The sequence below is a fragment of the Patulibacter defluvii genome (assembly GCF_034096925.1).
GTDB lineage: Bacteria > Actinomycetota > Thermoleophilia > Solirubrobacterales > Solirubrobacteraceae > Patulibacter > Patulibacter defluvii.
Genome location: NZ_JAWZSQ010000001.1, coordinates 357,457 through 377,611, shown reverse-complemented (window position 1 = coordinate 377,611; position 20,155 = coordinate 357,457). Strand labels below are relative to the sequence as shown.

Below are 20,155 nucleotides of genomic sequence, written 5' to 3'. Positions count from 1 at the left end.
GCTCAGCCGCGGTCGATCACGTTCAGCAGCGGCTCACCGGCGGCGAACCGCCGCAGCTGCTCGATCACCAGCCGCCGGGCGCGGGGCGGGAAGCTGGCCGAGCCGCCGCCGACGTGGGGCGTGATCAGCACGCCGGGCGCGCTCCACAGCGGGTGCTCGGCGGGCAGCGGCTCGGGGTCGACGACGTCGAGCGCCGCCCGCAGCCGGCCGGCCTCGGCGACCAGCGCGTCGCTGTCGATCGCGCTGCCGCGGCCGACGTTGACCACCAGCGCCCCGTCCGGCAGCAGCGCCAGCCGGCGGGCGTCGAGCAGGCCGCGGGTCTCGGGGTTGTCGGGCACGACGAGGACGACGATCTCGGCCTCGGGCAGCAGCCGGTCGAGGTCGTCGATCGCGTGCACGCTCTCGTCCGGCCGGGCGCGGCGGGCGACCGAGGTCACCCGCGCCTCGCAGGCCTCGAGCCGGCGGGCGATCGCGCCGCCGATCGCGCCGTGGCCGACCAGCAGCACCCGGCGGTCGGCGAGCGAGCCGACGAACCGCGGATCCCAGCGGCGGGCGGCCTGGTCGTGGATCCAGCGCGGCAGCTCGCGCTGGGCGGCGAGCATCAGGGCCAGCGCGTGCTCGGCCGTCGACGCGTCGTGGAGCCCGCGGCCGTTGGTCACCAGCACGTCGGGCGCGACCAGCGGCAGCAGCTCGTCGACGCCGGCGCGGAGGCTCTGGATCACCCGCACGCCGGTCAGCCGGTCGAGCGCCTCGTAGGCCCGCGGGACGCCGTAGGGCAGCACGTGGAGGACGACGTCGCCGAGCTCGTCGGGCGGCGCGACGGTGCCGTCCCAGACGTCGACCCGGAGCCCGAACGGCCACTCGGGCCCGGCCAGCTCGGCCAGGTCGTCGTAGGGGACGAGGACGCGCTCAGCGGGGGCCATCGGCCGGATTCTGGCAAGCGTCCGCCAGCGACCGGAGGGCGGCGGCGAACCCGCGCCGCAGCCACCAGCGGCCGCCGAGCGCCAGCAGCAGCCGGTCGCCGGGCGAGGCCCGCAGGACGTCGGCCCGCAGCGTCACCGCGGTGCCGCCGCCGTCAGGGCCCGGGTCGAGCCGCCACGCGACCCGCGCCGCCGTCCGCCTCCCGACCCGCGCGATCCCGACGATCGACCGCCCGTCGACGGTCTCCACGATCCGGGCCCGGGTCGTGCGGTGGAGCCCGAGCGGCCCGGCGACCCGCAGCACGCTGCCGTCGTGGGCGCCGGGCGGCCCCTCCAGCCGCACCACCCGCACGAAGCGGGCGGCGATCGCCCAGTGGTTCTCCAGGTCGGCGAGGAACGCGAACAGCGCGTCGGGCGCGACCGCGACCGTCCGCCGGGCCTCGATCGCCGGGCCGACGGGGCGGGCGGCGGCGGTGGGCCCGTCCACCAGCGGCGGGGCGAGGGAGGCGTCGTCGGGCATCGCCGACGGTCAGTGTTCTCCAGCCGCCGCGCCCGGTCAACCGGCGGCGGCCTCGGCCTCGCCGTCGAGGTCGGCGGCGATCACCGTCCCGACCTGGGTCACGTGGCGGGCCATCTCGCTCATCGCGAGCGTCGGGTCGTGGGCCTCGATCGCGTTGGCGATCACGCGGTGGGCGCGGACCGAGGCCGCCCGTCGCTCGGCGGTCAGGAACCCACGCGAGCGGCTGATCGTCGCCCACTCGCTGGTCGTCTCCATCAGCCGCGCCAGCAGCGGGTTGTGGGTCGCGCGGCCGATCGCGACGTGGAAGCGGACGTCGAGCGCCGAGACCTCGTCCAGCTGGTCGGTCGCCTCCATCGCGGCGACGATCTCGTGGAGGGCGGCGATGTCGGCGTCGGTGGCGCGCATCGCCGCGCGGGCGGCGACCGGCGGCTCGATCGCGGCCCGCAGGTCCATCACCTCGGTGATCGTCCGCTGGACCTCGTTCATCCGCCGCAGCAGCGGTTCGCTCAGCTCGCCGCGGTCGGGGTCGACGACGGTGGTGCCGCGGCCGGGCGCGCGGTCGAGCAGGCCCCGCAGCTCCAGCTCGTGGAGCGCCTGGCGGAGGCTCGCGCGGGAGACGCCCATCTGCTGGGCCAGCTCGCGCTCGGGCGGCAGCCGGCTGCCGACGGCCACCTGGCCGTCGCGGATCATCCGCTCGATCGCGCCCGCCAGCCGGTCGCCGACGGGCAGCGTGCCCTCGGCCAGCCGCGACCAGTCCGGCGGCCCCGGTTGCTCGTCCATCCGCTCCTCGCCCTCCGGTCCGTCCAATCTGGCGCCGGATGCTACACGGCGGCCCCGTCGCCGACCGCCGGCGAGGCACCTTTCGCCCTGATGAATGGGCGTTCCGCGACCGGAACGACGCCCTCGACGACGACGAGCTATGCTGACGCTGTGCCGACTTGGTCTGACCAATTCTCCCAGGAGGTCGCAGGATGACGACCCAGGCGATCGCCGCCGACGGGCTCGACGGCCGCGAGCGGACCCTGCGACTGGCCGCCATCGGCCTGGTCGGCGGGTTCCTCTCCGGTCTGCTCGGGATCGGCGGCGGCACGGTGATGGTGCCGCTGTTCGTGCTCGCCCTGGGGATGGCGCAGCGCCACGCGCACGCCCTCTCGCTGGCGGCGATCATCCCGATCAGCATCGTCGCGGTCGCCACCTACGGCGCCGCCGGCAAGGTCGACCTGCTCGACGGCGCGCTGCTGGCCGCCGGCTCGATCTTCGGCGCCCGGCTCGGTGCCGGGATCCTGTCCCGCGCCCCCGAGCGTCAGCTGAAGCTGGCCTTCGGCGGCTTCCTCCTGCTGGCCGCGGCCAGCGTCGTCCTCAAGGGCTGAACGACCGTGTCCGACATCCTGCTCTCGCTCGCCCTCGTCGCCTTCGGGGTCCTGGTCGGGACGCTCTCGGGCGCGCTCGGCGTCGGCGGCGGCATCTTCATGGTGCCGTTCCTGGTCGTGGTGGTCGGCGTCAGCCAGCAGAGCGCCCAGGCGACCTCGATGCTGGTGATCATCCCGACGACGCTGGTGGCCACCTGGTCGCTGCGCAAGAAAGGCGTCGGCGACCTCGGGTCGGGGATCCGGCTGGGCCTGGTCGGGGCGCCGGCGGCGGCGCTCGGGGCGCTGGCGGCGATCCACCTGCCCGGTCAGACCCTGCGGATCATCTTCGCCGTGCTGATGACGATCGTGGCCGTGCGCCTGATCCGCGACGCGCTGAAGCTGCCGAAGCACCCGACCGAGGCCGAGGCGGCCTGACGGTCAGCGCCCGCGCAGCTCGCGGCGGAGGCAGATCCGCAGGCCCGACCAGACGGCGCTGATCGCGCAGACCTTGACGTCGACCAGACCCCGCGGGAGGACCAGCTCGCGGATCCGGTCCTCGCTGACGTCGGTCGGGACCTTGCTGGCCCGCTTCGGCCAGGCGACCCAGAAGGCCCCGTCGGGCGCGGTCGCGCGGGCCAGGTCGGGGATCCGGTCGGCCAGGTCGGCGAGCTCGGTGACGAAGGCGATCGCCAGGTCGACCGGGCCGTCGAGCCCGTCGATCAGGGTCGCGCCCTCCGGCAGCGGCCCGAGCCCGCGGTCGACGAAGCCGTCGGGCGCGGCGAGCACGGCGATCCGCTGGCCGGCCTTGACCCCGAGCTTGCGCGGCAGCGGCGTCTTCGCGTAGCCCTGGTCCCACTCGTCGTCGGCCATCGGCGGATGATCGCGGCTGCAGCGACGGCGCGCGATCGGCCACGCCGGGGATCCGGGCCGCTGGTTCAGGCCGCCGACAGCGCCTCGAGCAGCCGGTCGAGGAACGCCTCCTGGGCGGCGACCAGCCGCGGCCGGGCCTCGTCGATGGTCATCCACGCGACCCGGTCGACCTCGGGCACCTCGATGGTCCGACCGGAGCGCGGCGGCCACGCCATCTCGAACGTGCCGGGCACGATCGCGGCCGGGTCGAGGTCGCCCTCGATCGCCCACGCCCGGACCCGCTTGCCGCTGCCCTGCCGCACCTCGCCGAGGTCGATCGCGGGGCCTTCCGGCGCGGGCAGCCCCAGCTCCTCGGCGAACTCGCGACGGGCGGCGTCCAGCGGCGCCTCCTCCTCCGGGTGCTCGCCCTTCGGCAGCGACCACGCCCGCTCGTCCTTGCGCGCCCACAGCGGCCCGCCCATGTGGGCGATCAGCACCCGCAGCCCGCCGGGATCGCGGCGGTAGAGCAGCAGCCCGGCGCTGCGACGGTGACGGGCCTCGGGGCTCACGGGTCCGGATCTTGGCGTATCGTCGGCCTGGCGTGGCGATCTCGACCCGACCGATCGATTCCGACGCGGCGACCGGCGCCGACGCGCTCGTCCTCGGCTCGATCGGCTACGAGCGCTTCCCGCAGGTCACGGAGTTCGCCGACCACCTGCGCGCCGCAGGCATCGAGCGCCTGGTCGACGTGCGCGAACTGCCGATCTCTCGCCGCCGCGGGTTCGCGAAGACCGCGCTCTCCGAAGCACTGGCGGCCGTCGGGATCGAGTACGTCCACCTGCGGGCGCTCGGCAATCCGAAGCCGATCCGGGACCTCTACAAGTCGGGCCGCCCGACGGAGGGGCGTCGCCGTTACGCCGCGCATCTCGCCGAGCACGGCGACGACGCGCTCGACACGCTGCTGGAGCACCTCGACGAGCGCCGCTGCGCGCTGATGTGCGTCGAGCACGACGTCGAGGTCTGCCACCGCCAGGTGATCATCGACGCCCTGCGCGACCGCGCTTCACGCGACGTGATCGTCCGCGATCTCGGTCAGTGACATCTGCCCCGGCGACGCACGTCGCTCGGGCCACCAGACGGACAGGACGAGGAACGAGCCCGGGTGCTGGTGCTGGTTGCCGACCACGAACGCCGTCTCCCGTTCGGAGCCGCAGAGGGTACCGACGAACCGGTCCCGAACCTGCTGCTGCCAGTCGGCCGCGTCGCGAACCCGGCGGTAGAACTGGAAGATCTCCCAGTCGGTGATCGACTGCCGGTGGCCTCCGCAGGCCCGGTCCGCGCAGCGGTAGTTGTAGATGAACCGCCATGGCATCAGCTCGATCGCCCGCAGCTGCTCGTTGCGCTCCTGCGTTCCGAAGCCCATCAGCGACGTCTGGCCAGCCCATGCCGCCATCGCCTGCTGCTTCGCGCGGGCGACCTCGACCGGCGCGATCACCAGGTCCTCGACCGCCCGCGGGCGGAAGATCCCCAACGACGTGCCGTCGAGCCGTTGACGGCGCAGGAGCTCGCACATCGACTCCGCCATCAGCGGCTCGATCCACGGGCGCCGCGCGCGCCAGCCGTCCCTCGTCGACAGCGCGTCACCGGCGACACGAATCGAGTCCTGATCTGGACGCCAGGTCTCCGGACGCCGATCGTTGGACGGCGGACGGACGCGGAGGGTGATCGGCTGGTACTTCGCGAACCGCGCGCCGTCGCCGAGCGCCCGGAAGCTGACCGGATACAGCCGGACCCAGCCTTCAGGTCCGGCCGGTCCCATCTCGACGCCGGCGACACAGCTGACCTCGCCGTAGGTCGCGCTCAAGGCCGGGTACGCCTTGACCACCGGCAGGAAGCGCATCTCACGGAACTGGCCCGACATTCCGGAGACGATCTCATCCCCAGTCCGCCAGGCCAAGCGAACGGTCCGTGGTGCCCCTCACCCCTCCCGCGGCTCGAAGCCGTCGTAGCCGAGCTGGACGCCGCCGAGGTCGCCGCCGAAGGTCTTGCGGCCGGCCTGGCGGATCGCCTGGGCCTGCTGGGCGCGCGAGGCCGGCGAGGCGGTCGCCCACTGGACGGTCTGGATCACGGTCAGGGTGTTCAGCCGCTCGGTCGCGATCTGCTTGGCGCGCGACGACATCGCCTTCATCCGGCGGTTCTTGCGCAGCCGCGCGCGCAGGTCCTGCTCGACCATCTGGGCGCCGATCCGCTCGCGGCCGCTCAGCTCCTCGACGTCGTTGGCGATCATGTAGGAGGAGACCGCGTAGGCGGCGATCGCGTCGCCGTAGTCGCTGTCCGACCAGCCCAGCGGCCGGATCAGGCGCCGGAAGACGGCCCGGAAGGTGCCCTTGTCCGCCTCCTTCAGGAACCGCTTGCGGTCGAAGCCCTGGCGACCGAGCCGCTTGTGGAAGAGCGCCGCCATCTGGCGGTTGACCGTCCGCGAGACCTTCGGCGAGCGGCGGTAGCCGAGCACCCGGTCGATCTTCGGCCGCGACGCCCCGGACGAGGATCCCGACGAGCCGCCGGTGGTCGGCGTCAGCGGCGGGAAGTACAGCGGCGGCGGGTCGTACGAGGGCGCCGGCGGCGGGTAGTAGTAGCTCGTCGGGATGTCCTGCATCGTCGTCGGGTTGTAGATGTCGGCCTGACCGGTGGCCGGGCGCAGCAGGCCGACGGCGGCCAGCAGGAGCGCGATCAGCAGCACGACGGTCGCTGACGCGCGACGGTCGGCGGCGGGGATCGGGGGACGGGGCATCGGGTGGCTCCTCGGGGGGAAGGGGACGTCACCGGGACCGTAGCCCCGCGCGACGTCCCCCGTCTGCCCCCGATCGGGGGCCGCCGCTCCCCCGCTAGGCCGCGTCGCCGGCCGGGGTGCCGGCCTCGGCGTCGCTGCCGGCCGCGGCCGACCCGCGCAGCGCCACCAGCCCCAGCAGCGCACCGGCGACCGCGATCGCCGCCGCGCCCACGAAGACCGCCGAGTAGCCGTCGGTCAGGGCCGCCGGGTTGCCCAGGTCGGTCGCGCCCTGACCGTTGGCGATCACCGTCATCACGGCCAGGCCGATCGCCGATCCGACCTGGTACGAGGTGTTGACGATCCCCGAGGCCAGGCCGCCCTCCTCCGGCGGAGCGGCCGAGATCGCGGTGTTGAGCGCCGGGATGAAGGGCAGCGCCATGCCGGCCGCCGCGATCACCGAGCCGGGCAGGACGTCGGCCGCGAACGAGCCGTCGGCCCGGATCAGGCTCAGCAGCACCATCCCCAGCCCGAGCACGAAGAGCCCGCCGACGATCGTCGCCTTCGGCCCGATCCACCCGATCACCCGCGGGGTCACGGCCAGGATCAGGACCATCACCGTCAGCGTCATCGGCAGCAGCGCCGCGCCGCCGGCGAAGGCCCCCAAGCCGAGCACCTGCTGCAGGTAGAGGTTGAGGAAGAACCAGGTCGGGATCCAGGCCGCGCCCAGCAGCAGCATCACGCCGTTGGCCGCCGCCAGGTTCGGGGCCCGGAAGATCGCCAGCCGCACCAGCGGCACCCGGCGGTTGGCTTGGAGGACCAGGAACGCCCCCAGCAGGACGGCGCCGGCGGCCAGGCTCAGCAGGGTCGCGGCCGAGCCCCAGCCCTCCTCCGGCGCGCGGACGACGCCGAAGACCACCAGCGCCAGGCCGGCCGTCGCGGTGATGGCGCCCCACCAGTCGATCGCACCGCTGCGACGCTCCAGCCGCGGCATCACCCGCGGAGCGGCGACGAGCACGGCGATCGCGATCGGGATGTTGATGTAGAAGACCCACGGCCAGCTGATCCACTCGGTGATCACGCCGCCGAGGAAGACGCCGGCGGTGCCGCCGGCCGGGGACGCGGCGCCGTAGACGGCGAAGGCCTTCATCAACTCCTTCGGCTCGGCGCCGAAGAGGGCGATGATGAGCGCCAGCGCGGAGGGGGCGATCAGGGCCGCGCCGACGCCCTGGAGCGCGCGGGCGGCGACCTCGACCCCGACCGATCCGGCGAGGCCGGCGGCCAGCGAGCCGACGGCCAGGATCGCCCAGCCGGCGGAGAAGACCCGTTGCGGGCCGAGCAGGTCGGAGAGCCGGCCGCCCAGCAGCAGCAGGCCGCCGAAGGCGATCACGTAGGCGTTGAAGACCCACGACAGCGCGTCGGGCGAGAACCCGAGGTCGGCTTGGATCTCGGGCAGGGCCACGCCGATGATCGACGTGTCCATGATCACGATGAACTGCGCGAGCGCGATCACGGCCAGGGCCGCCCAGCGCCGCGGATGGGCAGGGGACATCAGGGGTCCTTTCCCGACGGCCGCGGGGACGACCGCCGTGCGAACTTCGCCATACCCCCTCGGGGTATGCAGTGCGGGGCACCGTACCACATACCCCCTGGGGGTAGGGAAGGGACCGTCGTCAGCCCGCCCGCGTGACCCCGCACAGGCGAGCCACCAACCCCGAGATGCTGGTGATCAAGTAGGCAGGCCGGTGACCGCGACCACGCAGCCGGCGCGGGCGGGGTCGCGGGGCTCGAAGGCGACCAGGGCGGCGGACGGGGCGATCGCCTCGACCAGGCCGCCGGTGATCCCGCGGTGGAGCGTGCAGACCAGCCGCTCGGGGTCGTCGGCCGCCTCGCGGTAGGGGCAGCGGTCGAGCGTGCAGTGCCACTCCCCCGCCGGCGCCGTCCGCTCGCGGGGCCGGAAGCCGAGCGCGGCGAGGGCGTCGCGCAGCTGGCCCGCGGGATCGCCGCGACGGGCGGCCGGGAGCAGCTGGCGGCCGATCGCGCGGCCGACGGCCTCGACCTGCTCGCCGGTGGTGGCGCGGGCGGCGATCGTGCGGGTCAGCCAGCGGCTGAGGTCGGCGTAGGGGCCCGCGCCGCCCGCCGGGTCGACCGCCTCGCGGGCCACGCTCCAGCGGTCCGCCGGGCGGCCCGGTCCTTCGCGGTCGCGCGCGCGCTCGACCAGGCCCGCCGCCAGCAGCCGGCCGAGGTGGGTGCGGACGCCGTTCGGGTGCAGGCCCAGCTCGCCCGCCAGCTCGTCGGTGGTGGCCGCGGCGGCGCGCTCGCGCAGGCGGGCGTAGATCCGCGCCCGCGTCGGTTGGGCGAGGGCGTCGCGGGGGTCGATCGCGCTCACCCCACGATCGCGTCGAGCGAGAGCAGCGCGTACGCCCCGACCGCCAGCACGGTCGCGAGCTCCAGGCCGACGTACCAGAGGTGCAGAGGCGACGGACCGGGATCCTCCCCCGCCACCACCCGCCGGGCCCGCCGGTCCATCAGCGGCCGGACCGCGCCCGCCTTCACCAGCAGCGCCCACCAGGCGACCACCAGCGCCACCACCGCGGCGGTCGGCTGGGCGTCGCCGGCCACCAGCGCCAGGGTCGCCAGCAGCGCCAGGACCAGCTCGCAGCCGTTGAGGGCCCGGAAGACGATCCGGCCGATCGCGACCGCCAGCGGCACGGTGATCCCCGGCGCGCGGAACTTCAGCGGCGCCTCGAGGAACGAGATCGCCAGCACCATCCCGACCCACAGCCAGGGCGCCGCCACCTGCAGCGCGTCCCAGCCGCTCATCGCCGGAAGTACTCCGCGTTGCGGGCCACGAAGGCCTGCCACTCCGGCGGCACCTGGTCCTCGGAGGTGATCGCGTCGACCGGACAGGCCTCGACGCAGGCGTCGCAGTCGATGCACTCCTCGGGGTCGATGAAGAGCTGCTCGACCAGGTCGAAGCCGTCCTCGTCCGGCGTCGGGTGGATGCAGTCGACCGGACAGACCTCGGTGCACGAGGCGTCCTTGGTGCCGATGCAGGGCTCATTGATGACGTAGGCCACGGCCCGACCCTAGCGCGTCGGGCCGTGTTTTCCCATTGCCTGTGTGAAAACCGAAGGTCAGCCATCGACGTCGCGCTCGGCGACCGGCACCGGCGGCGGTCCGCCGCGGAGCACGACCAGCCGCACGATCAGCCCCAGCCCGACCACGACGCCGGCGACCAGGAAGAACGCCCAGGTCTCGTACCAGGGCAGCCCGGCGTCGCGCGGCCAGACGATGTTGATCGTCTCGAGCACGATCCAGACCAGCGCCAGCAGCGAGATCACCAGCCCCAGGCGGCCGGCCAGGAACGGCCCCGGCCGCCAGCGGCCGCGGGCCCGCGCGATCGCCAGCCCGATCACCGGCAGCGCGAACGCGACGTAGAAGCCACCCGAGGTCGCGGTCACCAGGATCGAGTACAGGTCGGTGCCGCTGAAGGCGTAGAGCGCGGCCGAGATCGCAGCGCAGAGCAGCACCGCGTTGGTCGGCAGCCGGTCGCTGCCCGAGAGCTTCGACAGCCGCGACGACGCCGGCAGCTGGCGGTCGCGGGCCAGCGCCCAGACCAGCCGCGAGGCCGCCGCCTGGATGCTGAGCGCGCTGGCGAAGAAGCCGATCACGAACATCGCCAGGATCACGCGCGTGACCGTGCCGCCGAGCTGGGCCTCGAGCGTCGCCACCACCGGATCGCCGACCTCGCCCGCGATCACCGCCCCCATGTCGGGGGTGGCGAGGATGATCGAGAGGCTGGCGAACATCACCACCAGGGCGACGAACAGCAGCGACAGCGCCATCGCCTTCGGCACCGCGCGTCGGGGGTCGCGGACCTCCTCGGCGATCGCCCCGGCACTCTCGAAGCCGAGGAACGACCAGCCGGCGAAGGCCACGACCATCACGAACGGGGCGCTCATCAGGCCGGTCCCGACCGAGGGCGCGCCGGTGCCCTCGAAGAGCACGTCGAGCCCGTGCTCGCGGTGGAACAGCAGCAGCCAAGCGCCGACGCCGATCGAGCCGATGATCTCGGCCCCGATGCAGAGCACCACGACCATCTTCAGCACGTGGCGACCGTGGGTGTTGCCCCACGCGACCGCGGCCAGGATCAGCAGCGCGAACGGCACCACGGTCCCGGTCGACGGCTCGTCGATCCCGACCAGCTGGGCCAGGAAGAGGCCGCCGCTGTAGCTGACCGCGGCGGTCGCGATGCAGAGCACCCAGATGTACCACCAGCCGGTCGCCCAGCCGTAGCGGGCCCCGATCAGGTGCCGCGCCCACTGGTAGACGCTGCCCTCGTAGGGCCACCGCGACGCCAGCTGCCCGAAGGTCAGGGCGACCAGCATCTGGCCGGCGAGGGTGATCGGGAAGCCCCACCAGAACTGGGGCCCGACCGTCGAGAGGCCGATCGCGAAGATCCCGTAGAGGGCGGCGATCGGGGACAGGAACGCGAACGCGAGCGAGAACGCCGACTTGACGTCGAAGTCGCGCAGCAGTTGACGCTCGGCGTCGGTTTCCGGCCCGGCCGGCACGTCGGCCGTGCTCGCGGGCGTCGAGGTGGACATCGTGGGTCCTTTCGTGGTGCGCCTAGGCGCGGGGCAGGGGCCAGCGCGTGCCCAGCTCCTGCCACAGCGCATCGACGCGCGCGGCGTCGGCGTCGGGCAGGGCGCGCACGACCTGCAGGCGGCGCAGGACCGCCTCGTCGGGAAACAGGACCGGGTCGCCGGCGAGGGCCGGGTCGAGCCGGTCGCGGGCCGCGGCGTTGGGCGTCGCGTACCCGTTGCGGGTGGTGGTGATCGCGGCCAGCTGCGGGTCGAGCAGCTGCTCGATCAGGGCGTGGGCGGCGTCCGGGTCGGGCGCGTCGGCGGGGATCGCCGCGGTCGTCGTCCACAGCACCGCGCCCTCGGCCGGGACCGCGTAGCCGAGCCGCGGATCGTGCCGCATCCGCGCGGCCGAGGGGCCGCTCCAGGCGTGGTGGACGGCGACGGTGCCGTCGGCGACCGGGCCGACGAAGTCGTCGCTGTCGACCCGCACGACCCGCTCGGCGACCCCCTCCAGGACTCGCCGGGCCGCGGCGAGGGCGGCCGGCGTCGCGTCGTTCGTTTCGTGTCCGGTCGCAAGCAGCGCGGCGCCGATCACCTCGCGCGGCTCGGCCAGCAGCCCGACCGACGGCCCCGCGCCGGCGGCCAGCAGCGGCCCCCAGCTTTCCGGGTCGCCGCCGAGCCGCTGGCGGTCGTAGAGGTAGCCGGTGGTGCCGAAGGCCAGCGGCACCGACCAGGTCTCGTCGCGGTCGTAGACGGGCGAGCGGGCCCAGTCCGCCAGGTGGCGGCGACCGGGCAGCCGGTCGTCGTCGAGCGGGGCGAGCGCGCCGGCCGCGGCCAGCCGCTCGACCATGTAGTCGGAGGGGCAGACCACGTCGTAGACGTGGCCGGTCGCCATCCGCCGCTCCAGCTCCTCGTTGACGGCGATCGTCTCGACCTCGACCGTGCGCCCGATCCGCCGCCCCGCCTCGGCGACGGCCTCCGGATCGGGCATGCCCGGCCAGGCGAGCAGGCGGAGCATCGGGCTCACTCCCACCAGACGTTCTTGACCGAGGTGGTGAGCAGCTCGACCCCGTTCTCGGTCACGAGCAGGTCGTGCTCGAAGGCGCCGGTGCCGGCGCCCGGGCGGCCGACCTCGGCCTCGATCGCCAGCACCATCCCGGGCTCGACGACCGCCGTCTCGCCGGGCAGCACGAACGGCCGCTCCCAGGCCAGGCCGAGGCTGTGCCCGAACGAGGGGAAGCTCTGGCCGAGGAAGGCGACCGACTCGGCCGACTCGGCGCCGGGGACGTCGAAGCCGTGCTCGTCGAGCCAGGCCGCACCGCGGTCGAAGAGGGCGCCGAAGCTGACGCCGGGGCGGATCCCGTCGATCACGTGCTCGACCACGTCGATCGAGGCCTGCAGCACCTCGCGCTGGGCGTCGGTGACCGTACGACCGACGACCGTCGTGCGGACCAGGTCGTAGAAGTAGCCCTGGACCGTGCCGTACATGTCGGGGTGGATCATGTCGCCCGGCTGGAGCTTGCGGGTGTGGTTCCAGGAGGGCATCCGGTCCCACAGGAAGTGGTCGACGTGGGGGCCGGAGGCGACGGGGATGTCGAGCGGGAACGCCCCCTGGCGGACGCCGGTCTCGTAGGCGGCGATCACGCAGTCGGCCTCGGTCGCGCCGGGCACGGCGGCTTCCATGAAGGCCCGCACCATGTCGCTGCCGACGCGGGTCGCCTCGCGCACGAGCACGATCTCGGCCGGGGACTTGCGCAGCCGCAGGTCCTCGATGATGTCGTCGGCCCAGACCAGCTCGACGCCGGGCAGCTCGCGGGCGATCCGCTCGCCGGCGACGTAGGGGAAGCTCTCGCGCCCGATCAGGCCGATCCGGCCGCGGTCGAGGCCGCGCGCCCGCAGCGTGTCGACCAGGCCGCCCCAGAGGTCGAGCGCCACCCGCACGTCGTCGCAGACGACCAGGTCCTCGCGCCAGTCGGGCAGCTCGACGACCAGGCTGCCGTCGGCGTCGGCCGGCATCACCAGGCCGGAGAGGCCGCGGCCGGACCAGGCCGGCGGCTGGTCGGGGATCGCCGGGAAGGCCGAGTAGTGGTTGGTCAGGTAGACGATGTCGCCGCCCCAGTCGGCGCCGTTGCCGCCGCGCGAGGCGACGAGGACGCCGTCGAGGCCGCGCTCGGCGATCCGCTCGCGCAGCTTCCGCCGCCGCTCGACGTACTCGGTCCGCGGGATGCCGCCGACGGTCTCGGACGCGGTCACGCTCATGGATCCTCTCCTCGCTCGTTGCCCCGGCTCGGTGCCAAAGCGCTTGGGCGCTACTAAAGCGCTTTGGCAGTTTCGGTGTCAAGTCGGAACCGCGGGCCGGGGCGGCGCAGGGCGCGGGCCGGTCAGCCGCGCTCGGTCGACTCGCGGGGGCGCAGCTGCGCCGGGACGACGACCGCCTCGGCCGGCGCGTCCTGCTCGAGCATCCGCACCAGCGTGGCGACGGTCTGCTTGCCGATCCGGCTCGGGTGGAGGTCGAACGCCGAGACCGGCGGCACCGCCCCCCGCAGCCCCTCGCCGTCGACCGTCGCCACGATCCCGACGTCCTTCGGCACCCGCAGCCCGCGGGCCGCCGCCGCCCGCAGGACCCCGAGCGCGAAGACGTCGAAGCTGGCGTAGACCGCGTCGGGACGGTCCGGCCGGTCGAGCAGCTTGCCCGCCGCAGCGAAGGCGGCCGACGCGCTCGGCGCCGCCCGCACGGTGACCACGATCGGCGGCAGCCCGTGCTCGGCCGCCCACGCTCGGTACTCGGCGGCGGCGTCGGCGGCGAACGAGCGGGCGGCGGTGCCGGTCAGCAGCGCCGGCCGCCGGTAGCCGCGCTCCAGCAGGTGGTCGAGCGCGTCGCGGGTCAGCCGCCGGTGGTCGTTGTCGACCGAACCCCAGCCCTCGCCGTCGCGCAGCACGCGGCCGGCGGTGACCGCCAGCCCGCCGCGGTCGCGGACCACCCGCAGCAGCGGCTCGTCGCCGCGCGGGTCGATCACGATCGCGCCCTCGACGGCCAGCGCCTCGACCGCCCGCTCCGGCAGCCGGGCCGGCACGATCACCGGGGTGTAGCCGGCGTCGAGCGCCGCCGCCGCCGCGCTGTCGAGCACGTCGACGTAGTAGGAGGAGTCGCTGGCCAGCATCCGCTTGCCCGATCCCGAGACCTGCAGCGCCAGCATCCGGTTGCGGCCGGTGGCCAGCCGCTGGGCGTGGACGTTGGCCGTGTAGCCCAGCTCGTCGGCCACCCGCAGGACCCGCTCGCGGGTCTCGGCCTGGACCCGGCCCTTGCCGTTGAGCGCGTGCGAGACGGTGGTGATCGAGACGCCGGTCGCGTCGGCGATGTCCTGGATGCTCGGACGTGGGCGGCCCCGCTTCACCCGCGGGATCGTACGCCGGAGCGGCGGCCGCGGTCGCTCAGACCAGCTGCCGCCCGCGGGCGAGGGCGACGGCCTCCTCGCGGGTCGACGCGCCGAGCCGGCGGTAGATCCGGCGGACGTGGCTCTTGACCGTGTTGCGGCTGAGGAACAGCCGGCTGCCGATCTCGACCAGGCTGAGGTCGGTCTCCAGCAGCTCGAGCACCCGCTGCTCGGCGGCGCTCGGCTCGGTGCCGCGGAGCGGATCGGGATCGGCGTCGCCGGCCGTGCCCCGCAGGGCCGCGATCCGGTCGCCGATCGCGGAGGCGCCGCGGACGCCCGCCAGCGCCACCGCGGCCCGCTCCAGCCGCGCGGCCGCGCGCGCGTGGTCGCCCTCGGCCAGCGCCAGCTCGGCGTCGGCCGTCAGCGCCAGCAGCTGGCCCGGGGTCCCCGGGCGCCGCTCCTCGGCCGCCAGGGCCGCGTCGACCTGACGTCGCGCCTCGCCGTGGCGGCCGGCCGCGGCCAGCGCCCGGCCGAGCGCCACCTGCGCCACCGGCCGCACCCGCTCGCGGCCGACCCCGGCGGTGGCCAGCGCCGCCTGGGCCCGACGGGCGTGTCGCCGGCCGCGGGCGACGTGGCCGTCGTCGAGGTCGACCAGCGCCAGCACCGCCGCCGCCCACGCCGCCGCCACCGACGACTGCGGCCGCAGCACCCGCGGCTCCAGCAGCTCCCGGGCGCCGTCGCCGTCGCCGGCCAGCCAGCGCGCGAACGCGAGCGGACCGGCCAGCTGCTCGATCGCGAACGGCCGGTCGGCGAACCGCTCCCCGGCGGCGGCGCCGACCCGCAGCGCCCGCTCGACGTCGCCGTCGAACGGCTGCGCCAGCACCAGCGCGCAGGCCAGCGCGACGTCGGGGTCGTCGCCGTGGCACCGGTGCAGCGCCGCGATCCGCCCGCCGACCGCCCGCTGGTCGACGCCGTCCCAGAGGGTCGCCATCGCCAGCCGGACGGCCGCCACCCACGGGTCGTCGTCGCCGAGCGCCGCGGCGCAGCGGTCGACCTGGGCCCGCAGCGCGCCGACCCCGCGGGTGGCCGCGATCGCCACCCACCGCTCGCGCAGGAGCGCGGCCGCGCGGTCGTGGTCGCCGGCGGCGCCCGCGTGGTCGAGCGCCTCGGCGAAGAGGCCGGCCTCGGCGAACCAGGCCGACGCCCGCCGGTGCAGCGCGGGCAGGTCGGCCGGCCGGGTCCGCAGCAGCTCGGCCCGCAGCGCGTCGGCCAGCACGTCGGCGCACCGCCACCAGCCGCCGCCGTCGCCGTCCCCGGGGCGGTCGCCGTCGAGCAGCAGCGGGGTCGCGGCCCGCAGCTCGGCCAGCAGCTCGGACGCGGCCGCCGTCCCGGTCACCGCGGTCGCCAGCGGAGCCGTCAGCCGCGGCAGGATCGAGACCGCGGCGGCGAACGCCCGCAGCTCCGGCCGCAGCCGCTCGACCACCTGGGCCCGGACCGCGCGGGCGACGGCGGTCGCGGCGCGGGCGGCCCGCCGCTCGGGCGCCGACGGCGCGTCCGGCTCGGCGAGGGCGTCGGCCGCGGCCGCCAGTCCGGCCGCCCAGCCGCCGACCCGGTCGGCGATCGCGGCGACCGCCGACGGCGGCAGGCCGAGCCCGACCCGCCGGTCGAGCAGCGCCTGGCTCTCGTCGGAACGGAAGCGCAGCTCGTCGGCGCCGACCTCGGCGACGATCCCGGCCGCCTTCCGCCGCGCCAGCCGCAGCGGCGGCGGCGTGCGGGTCGCGATCACCACCGTCAACCCCACGGGGAGGGCGTCGAGCAGGACCTCGGTGACCCGGTGGGCGGCGGGGGCGTGGAGCGCCTGGTAGCCGTCGAGGACGAGCGTCAGCGGCGGCCCGTCGTCGAGCGCGGTCGCCAGCAGCGGCACCACCGCCGCCTCGAGCGGCGCCCCCGCGGCCAGCATCCGCCGAGCCGGGTCGAGTCGCGCGCCGAGCACCGGCGCGCAGCCGGCGAGCAGGTCGGCGAAGTAGCGGCGCGGGTCGTCGTGGGCACCGCCGAGCGAGAGCCGCACGGCCAGCCGCCCGCTGCGGGCCAGCCACTGGGCGACCGCGGTGGTCTTGCCGCAGCCGGCGGGCGCGCGGACGACGACCAGCGGCGCGGCGGCGGCGGCCTCCAGGGCGTCCACTATTCGTCGGCGCTCGAGGTCGGCCTGTCGACGGACCGGAAGCGCGGTCCCCGGAGTGAAGCTGCGAACGGCGTGCATCGTGAGCCGGACCGGACGACCCACCCGTTCGTCGCGGCACCGTGCCGCGACGGTAGGTCCCCGCGAGGCCGATCCCGGGCTTGCGAGCAGCCCCGGCGATCAAAACCGCGGCCTTCCCGTCCAGAGCGCTGCGACCGGCGTTCCCGATCGGCGATAGTCCCTGCTGGGGTGAACGGGTCGATGGAGGACGAGGGGGGCATCGTGGGGACGTCGGCGACCGATCGCGAGACGCGGCGCCGGTCCGAGCTGGCGCTGGTCGACCGACTCGTCGACGGGCTCCGCGAACAGGCCCACGAGTACGCCAACCGGCTGCACGGAATCGGCGGGCTGCTGGCCCTCGACGACCTGCCCGGCGCGCGCCAGGTGGTCGCCGACGTCGAGCACGACTACCACCGCCGCCACGACGCGATCGCCGCCCGGATCGGCGTCCGCTCGCTCGGCGGAGTGGTGATGGCCGAGGCGTCGCTGGCCGCCCGGATCGGCGTCCGGCTGACCGTCGGCGAGGCCAGCGCGCTCGACCGGCTGCCGGACGGCGCCGACGAGCTGGCCGTGCTGACGCTGGTGGCCGGGCTGCTGCGCGACGCCGTCGCCGCGGTCGCGCCCCAGCCGACGCCCGACCGCTGGGTGCGGCTGGACCTGCACCGGGTCGACGGCCGCACCACGATCGCCGTCCTCACCGGCCCGCCGGCCCCGGACCACGGGCCGCTGGTGCCGGAGGTCGCCGGGCTCGACGCGCGGGTCGCCGTCCACCGCGGGCCCGAGGGCATCAGCGTCACGATCGGGCTGGCGGGATGAGCGACCCCTGGCGGACGCTGATCGTCGAGGACGACCCGGTGGTGGCCGAGGTCCACCGGCGGCTGGTCGCCCGTACGCCCGGCTTCGCGGTCGTCGGCGTCGCCGCCACCGCGGCCGAGGCGCTGCGGCTGCTGCCGCTGAAGCGCCCGCAGCTGGTGCTGCTCGACCTGGGCCTGCCCGACCACGACGGGATCGCGCTGCTGCGGGCCCTGCGGCGGGCCGAGGCGGCGGTCGAGGTGATCGCGATCACCGCCGCCCGCGACAGCGACAGCGTTCGCGACTGCGTCCACCTGGGCGTCGTCGACTACCTGGTCAAGCCGTTCACGCCCGAGCGGCTGCAGGAGGGCCTGATCCGCTTCCGCGACCGGATCCTGATGCTCCGCGCCGCCGCCCTCGACCAGTCGGCGGTCGACGCCGTGGCGGGCACCCGCACGGTCGGCGACGGGCTGCCGCGCGACCTGGCGGCGGAGACGCTGGCCGAGGTCCGCAGCGCCCTCCAGGCCGCCGGCGAGGGGTTGACCGCGGCCGAGGTCGCGACCCTGCTCGGGCTCCACCGGGTGACCGCGCGCCGCTACCTGGAGTACCTGGTGACGGTCCGCGAGGCCGAGAGCGAGGCGGTCGCGGTCGGTCCCGGCCGGCCGCGCAAGAGCTACCGCTCGCTGACCGGCGCCGCCGCCCGGATCCACCGCACGCGATCCGCCGACGCCGCCGACCAGCGGCGATAATCACGCGATGCGGGGGGACGGGGCGGGAAGCGGCACGGCCGACGGCGTGCTCGAGGCGGCGCACGTGCCGTCGGTCACGCCGCTGCGGCGGGGGACGCTGGCGATCGCCGTGGTGGCGGCGATCGTCGCGGCGGTGATCGGGCCGCTGAGCGTGATCACCGGCGAGGGCGGCCAGCGGCTGGTCACGGGGCTGTTCCTCTGGTGCACCCTGGTGATGGGCGGCACGTCGCTGGTGGTCCACCGGCTGTCGCCCGAGGACGCGGCCACGGTCACCGTCGTCGCGCTGCTGTCGTGCGTCGGGTTCGCCGCGATCGTGCTGCCGCAGAGCGCGATCGTCACCGTCCTCTGCTGCGTCGCCGCGGTGACGGTCGGCCTGCAGTACCTGTCGGAGCGGCGGCTGCTGCTGTCGCTCGCCACCGCCAGCGTGGCGATCCTGCTGGTGGTGCTCGCGCGTCAAGGCGACCGCGCGCCCGAGGCGACCAAGCGCGCCACGCCGCTGTGGGTGCTCGACTTCTCGGAGTACGCGGCCACGATCGCGCTGATCCTGATGATCGGCTTCCTGCTGCTGCAGTTCCGGCGCCGGCTGCAGCGCACGATCGTCGACCTGCGGCAGATGCTGCAGCGGGAGCGGACCCTGCGGGCCGAGAACGAGCGCCGCAGCGAGGAGAACGCCGCGCTCGAGATCGCCCGCCGGGCGGCCGAGGAGCAGGGCCGGGCGCGGGGCGAGTTCCTGGCCCACGTCAGCCACGAGCTGCGGACGCCGCTGAACGCGATCATCGGCCTGGCCGGGCTGCTGGAGGACGAGGGGCGCGACGCCCGCAGCACCGAGCACGCGCGGATCATCCGCAGCTCCGGCGACCACCTGCTGACGATCGTCAACGAGATCCTCGACTTCTCGAAGATCGACTCGGGCGCGGTCACGCTCGGCATCACCCCGACCAGCGTCTCGCACACCGTCGGCAGCGTCGTCGAGCTGATCCGGCCCGAGGCGGTCGCGAAGGGGCTGGAACTGACCAGCCGGATCGGGCCGGAGCTGCCCGACGACGTGCTGACCGACTCGACCCGGCTGCGCCAGATCCTCGTCAACCTGACCGCCAACGCCGTCCGCTACAGCGAACGCGGCCGGGTCGAGATCGTCGTCGAGCGCGCCGCCGACGGCCGGATCCGGTTCGCGGTCGCCGACGACGGCCCCGGGATCGCCCGCGAGCGGCTGGCGCGGATCTTCGACCCGTTCGTCCACGCCGGGCCGCAGGGGCAGGCGAACGAGGGCGGGACCGGGCTCGGCCTGGCGATCAGCCGCAACCTGGCCGAGCTGATGGAGGGCGAGCTGACGGTCGAGAGCACGGTCGGGCGCGGGTCGACCTTCGCCCTGACCCTGCCGCTGCCGCCGGCGCCGGCGATCACCGGGCCGGACGGAGCGGCGTCGTGGTTCGACCCGGGGATGGCCAAGCGGCTGCCGCGCCGGATCCTGGTCGTCGAGGACAACCAGACCAACCAGCTGGTGGCGATCCGGATGCTGGAGAAGCTCGGCTACCGGGCCGACCTGGCCGCCGACGGCATCGAGGCGATCGACGCCGTCGCCCGCCAGCGCTACGACGTGGTGCTGATGGACATGCACCTGCCGCGGCTCGGCGGCAAGGAGGCCTCGCGCGCGATCCGCCAGCAGGTGGCGGCCGACCACCAGCCGTACATCGTCGCCGTGACGGCGGCCGCCTTCGAGGGCGACCGTCAGGCCTGTCTGGCGGCGGGGATGGACGACTTCGTCGCCAAGCCGACCACCGGGCCGACGCTGGCGGCGGCGCTGGAGCGCTCGGCCGTGGCCGAGCGGGCTCCCGCCGGGGACTGAGCCGGCGGCGTCCCGCGAAGGGCCACCGGCGGCCGGGCCGACCGTTCACGGCCCGGCCGCCGGTGGACGGACCGTCCCGTGCGCGTGGGTCCTCGCGCACCGGACGGTCACGACCCGGGGGGTGGCCGGGTCGCGCGGGCGGCGGACGAGCCCGGCGCCAG

22 protein-coding genes are annotated in these 20,155 nt (G+C 75.3%); 6 read left to right on the top strand and 16 right to left on the bottom strand.

Features of this window, described 5'->3' with window-relative positions:
• Window positions 1-2: 2 nt before the first annotated feature.
• The 3 genes from SH587_RS01555 to SH587_RS01545 are packed head-to-tail and all read right to left on the bottom strand — an operon-like array spanning window position 3 to window position 2,220.
• Window positions 3-923 (bottom strand): 2-hydroxyacid dehydrogenase, encoded by a 921-nt coding sequence (locus tag SH587_RS01555; RefSeq protein WP_320668786.1) that lies wholly within the window; start codon window positions 921-923, stop codon window positions 3-5.
• On the bottom strand, window positions 910-1,440 hold the full coding sequence (locus SH587_RS01550) for an SRPBCC family protein (RefSeq protein ID WP_320668785.1): 531 nt from the start codon (window positions 1,438-1,440) through the stop codon (window positions 910-912). Before SH587_RS01550 ends, SH587_RS01555 begins: the two co-directional genes overlap by 14 nt.
• Window positions 1,441-1,476: 36 nt before the next feature.
• The gene (locus tag SH587_RS01545) at window positions 1,477-2,220 is read right to left on the bottom strand and encodes a FadR/GntR family transcriptional regulator (RefSeq protein WP_320668784.1); all 744 of its coding nucleotides are present in this window, start codon (window positions 2,218-2,220) and stop codon (window positions 1,477-1,479) included.
• Window positions 2,221-2,411: 191 nt separating this feature from the next.
• On the opposite strand from SH587_RS01545, the gene SH587_RS01540 reads away from it, so the two are divergent.
• Together SH587_RS01540 and SH587_RS01535 are read left to right on the top strand one after the other, a co-directional pair.
• Window positions 2,412-2,810 (top strand): TSUP family transporter, encoded by a 399-nt coding sequence (locus SH587_RS01540; protein WP_320668783.1) that lies wholly within the window; start codon window positions 2,412-2,414, stop codon window positions 2,808-2,810.
• 6 nt (window positions 2,811-2,816) lie between these two features.
• Window positions 2,817-3,224 (top strand): sulfite exporter TauE/SafE family protein, encoded by a 408-nt coding sequence (locus tag SH587_RS01535; protein ID WP_320668782.1) that lies wholly within the window; start codon window positions 2,817-2,819, stop codon window positions 3,222-3,224.
• A gap of 3 nt (window positions 3,225-3,227) precedes the next feature.
• On the opposite strand, the gene SH587_RS01530 is transcribed toward SH587_RS01535, so the two are convergent.
• Together SH587_RS01530 and SH587_RS01525 are read right to left on the bottom strand one after the other, a co-directional pair.
• Window positions 3,228-3,659, bottom strand: coding sequence for a DUF3052 domain-containing protein (locus tag SH587_RS01530; protein WP_320668781.1), 432 nt, complete (start codon window positions 3,657-3,659; stop codon window positions 3,228-3,230).
• Window positions 3,660-3,724: 65 nt separating this feature from the next.
• The gene (locus SH587_RS01525) at window positions 3,725-4,207 is read right to left on the bottom strand and encodes an NUDIX hydrolase (protein WP_320668780.1); all 483 of its coding nucleotides are present in this window, start codon (window positions 4,205-4,207) and stop codon (window positions 3,725-3,727) included.
• Between the two features lie 32 nt (window positions 4,208-4,239).
• On the opposite strand from SH587_RS01525, the gene SH587_RS01520 reads away from it, so the two are divergent.
• The gene (locus tag SH587_RS01520; RefSeq protein WP_320668779.1) at window positions 4,240-4,737 is read left to right on the top strand and encodes a DUF488 domain-containing protein; all 498 of its coding nucleotides are present in this window, start codon (window positions 4,240-4,242) and stop codon (window positions 4,735-4,737) included.
• Here the strand turns inward: SH587_RS01520 and SH587_RS01515 are convergent.
• From SH587_RS01515 to SH587_RS01465, 11 genes are all read right to left on the bottom strand, one after another.
• On the bottom strand, window positions 4,702-5,559 hold the full coding sequence (locus SH587_RS01515) for a DUF8757 domain-containing protein (protein ID WP_320668778.1): 858 nt from the start codon (window positions 5,557-5,559) through the stop codon (window positions 4,702-4,704). The two genes, SH587_RS01520 and SH587_RS01515, sit on opposite strands and share 36 nt — an antisense overlap.
• Before the next feature lie 57 nt (window positions 5,560-5,616).
• Entirely contained in the window at window positions 5,617-6,429 is an 813-nt protein-coding gene (locus tag SH587_RS01510) for a hypothetical protein (protein WP_320668777.1), read from the bottom strand.
• 94 nt (window positions 6,430-6,523) lie between these two features.
• Window positions 6,524-7,957 carry an MFS transporter gene (locus tag SH587_RS01505; RefSeq protein ID WP_320668776.1) on the bottom strand — a complete coding sequence of 478 codons (1,434 nt, stop codon included), beginning with the start codon at window positions 7,955-7,957 and terminating at the stop codon, window positions 6,524-6,526.
• A 177-nt stretch (window positions 7,958-8,134) separates the two neighbouring features.
• Complete coding sequence (locus tag SH587_RS01500) at window positions 8,135-8,794, bottom strand: helix-turn-helix transcriptional regulator (protein ID WP_320668775.1); 660 nt, start codon at window positions 8,792-8,794, stop codon at window positions 8,135-8,137.
• Window positions 8,791-9,228 carry a hypothetical protein gene (locus tag SH587_RS01495; protein ID WP_320668774.1) on the bottom strand — a complete coding sequence of 146 codons (438 nt, stop codon included), beginning with the start codon at window positions 9,226-9,228 and terminating at the stop codon, window positions 8,791-8,793. The genes SH587_RS01500 and SH587_RS01495 overlap by 4 nt, the downstream gene beginning before the upstream one ends.
• Window positions 9,225-9,485 carry a 4Fe-4S dicluster domain-containing protein gene (locus SH587_RS01490; RefSeq protein WP_320668773.1) on the bottom strand — a complete coding sequence of 87 codons (261 nt, stop codon included), beginning with the start codon at window positions 9,483-9,485 and terminating at the stop codon, window positions 9,225-9,227. Before SH587_RS01490 ends, SH587_RS01495 begins: the two co-directional genes overlap by 4 nt.
• 57 nt (window positions 9,486-9,542) lie before the next feature.
• Window positions 9,543-11,015, bottom strand: coding sequence for an APC family permease (locus SH587_RS01485; protein ID WP_320668772.1), 1,473 nt, complete (start codon window positions 11,013-11,015; stop codon window positions 9,543-9,545).
• 22 nt (window positions 11,016-11,037) lie between these two features.
• Complete coding sequence (locus SH587_RS01480; RefSeq protein ID WP_320668771.1) at window positions 11,038-12,012, bottom strand: extracellular solute-binding protein; 975 nt, start codon at window positions 12,010-12,012, stop codon at window positions 11,038-11,040.
• A gap of 5 nt (window positions 12,013-12,017) precedes the next feature.
• Window positions 12,018-13,253 carry a M24 family metallopeptidase gene (locus tag SH587_RS01475; RefSeq protein ID WP_320668770.1) on the bottom strand — a complete coding sequence of 412 codons (1,236 nt, stop codon included), beginning with the start codon at window positions 13,251-13,253 and terminating at the stop codon, window positions 12,018-12,020.
• Between the two features lie 122 nt (window positions 13,254-13,375).
• A complete protein-coding gene (locus SH587_RS01470; protein WP_320668769.1) occupies window positions 13,376-14,389 on the bottom strand; it encodes a LacI family DNA-binding transcriptional regulator in 1,014 nt (337 codons plus the stop codon).
• A 37-nt stretch (window positions 14,390-14,426) separates the two neighbouring features.
• Entirely contained in the window at window positions 14,427-16,550 is a 2,124-nt protein-coding gene (locus SH587_RS01465) for a winged helix-turn-helix domain-containing protein (RefSeq protein ID WP_320668768.1), read from the bottom strand.
• A gap of 258 nt (window positions 16,551-16,808) precedes the next feature.
• Between SH587_RS01465 and SH587_RS01460 the strand changes: the two genes are divergently transcribed.
• The 3 genes from SH587_RS01460 to SH587_RS01450 are packed head-to-tail and all read left to right on the top strand — an operon-like array spanning window position 16,809 to window position 19,994.
• Window positions 16,809-17,423, top strand: coding sequence for a sensor histidine kinase (locus tag SH587_RS01460; protein WP_320668767.1), 615 nt, complete (start codon window positions 16,809-16,811; stop codon window positions 17,421-17,423).
• Window positions 17,420-18,148: a response regulator gene (locus SH587_RS01455; RefSeq protein WP_320668766.1), complete on the top strand. Its 729-nt coding sequence runs from the start codon at window positions 17,420-17,422 to the stop codon at window positions 18,146-18,148. The genes SH587_RS01460 and SH587_RS01455 overlap by 4 nt, the downstream gene beginning before the upstream one ends.
• 7 nt (window positions 18,149-18,155) lie before the next feature.
• A complete protein-coding gene (locus SH587_RS01450; protein WP_320668765.1) occupies window positions 18,156-19,994 on the top strand; it encodes an ATP-binding protein in 1,839 nt (612 codons plus the stop codon).
• Window positions 19,995-20,155 lie beyond the last annotated feature (161 nt).

Coding starts and splice junctions, on each gene's coding strand:
- SH587_RS01555 (WP_320668786.1), bottom strand. CDS start 923: ATGGCCCCCGCTGAGCGCGTCCTCGTCCCCTACGACGACCTGGCCGAG.
- SH587_RS01530 (WP_320668781.1), bottom strand. CDS start 3,659: ATGGCCGACGACGAGTGGGACCAGGGCTACGCGAAGACGCCGCTGCCG.
- SH587_RS01505 (WP_320668776.1), bottom strand. CDS start 7,957: ATGTCCCCTGCCCATCCGCGGCGCTGGGCGGCCCTGGCCGTGATCGCG.
- SH587_RS01455 (WP_320668766.1), top strand. CDS start 17,420: ATGAGCGACCCCTGGCGGACGCTGATCGTCGAGGACGACCCGGTGGTG.
- SH587_RS01460 (WP_320668767.1), top strand. CDS start 16,809: ATGGAGGACGAGGGGGGCATCGTGGGGACGTCGGCGACCGATCGCGAG.
- SH587_RS01475 (WP_320668770.1), bottom strand. CDS start 13,253: ATGAGCGTGACCGCGTCCGAGACCGTCGGCGGCATCCCGCGGACCGAG.
- SH587_RS01515 (WP_320668778.1), bottom strand. CDS start 5,559: ATGTCGGGCCAGTTCCGTGAGATGCGCTTCCTGCCGGTGGTCAAGGCG.
- SH587_RS01510 (WP_320668777.1), bottom strand. CDS start 6,429: ATGCCCCGTCCCCCGATCCCCGCCGCCGACCGTCGCGCGTCAGCGACC.
- SH587_RS01450 (WP_320668765.1), top strand. CDS start 18,156: ATGCGGGGGGACGGGGCGGGAAGCGGCACGGCCGACGGCGTGCTCGAG.
- SH587_RS01540 (WP_320668783.1), top strand. CDS start 2,412: ATGACGACCCAGGCGATCGCCGCCGACGGGCTCGACGGCCGCGAGCGG.
- SH587_RS01550 (WP_320668785.1), bottom strand. CDS start 1,440: ATGCCCGACGACGCCTCCCTCGCCCCGCCGCTGGTGGACGGGCCCACC.
- SH587_RS01495 (WP_320668774.1), bottom strand. CDS start 9,228: ATGAGCGGCTGGGACGCGCTGCAGGTGGCGGCGCCCTGGCTGTGGGTC.
- SH587_RS01545 (WP_320668784.1), bottom strand. CDS start 2,220: ATGGACGAGCAACCGGGGCCGCCGGACTGGTCGCGGCTGGCCGAGGGC.
- SH587_RS01480 (WP_320668771.1), bottom strand. CDS start 12,012: ATGCTCCGCCTGCTCGCCTGGCCGGGCATGCCCGATCCGGAGGCCGTC.
- SH587_RS01485 (WP_320668772.1), bottom strand. CDS start 11,015: ATGTCCACCTCGACGCCCGCGAGCACGGCCGACGTGCCGGCCGGGCCG.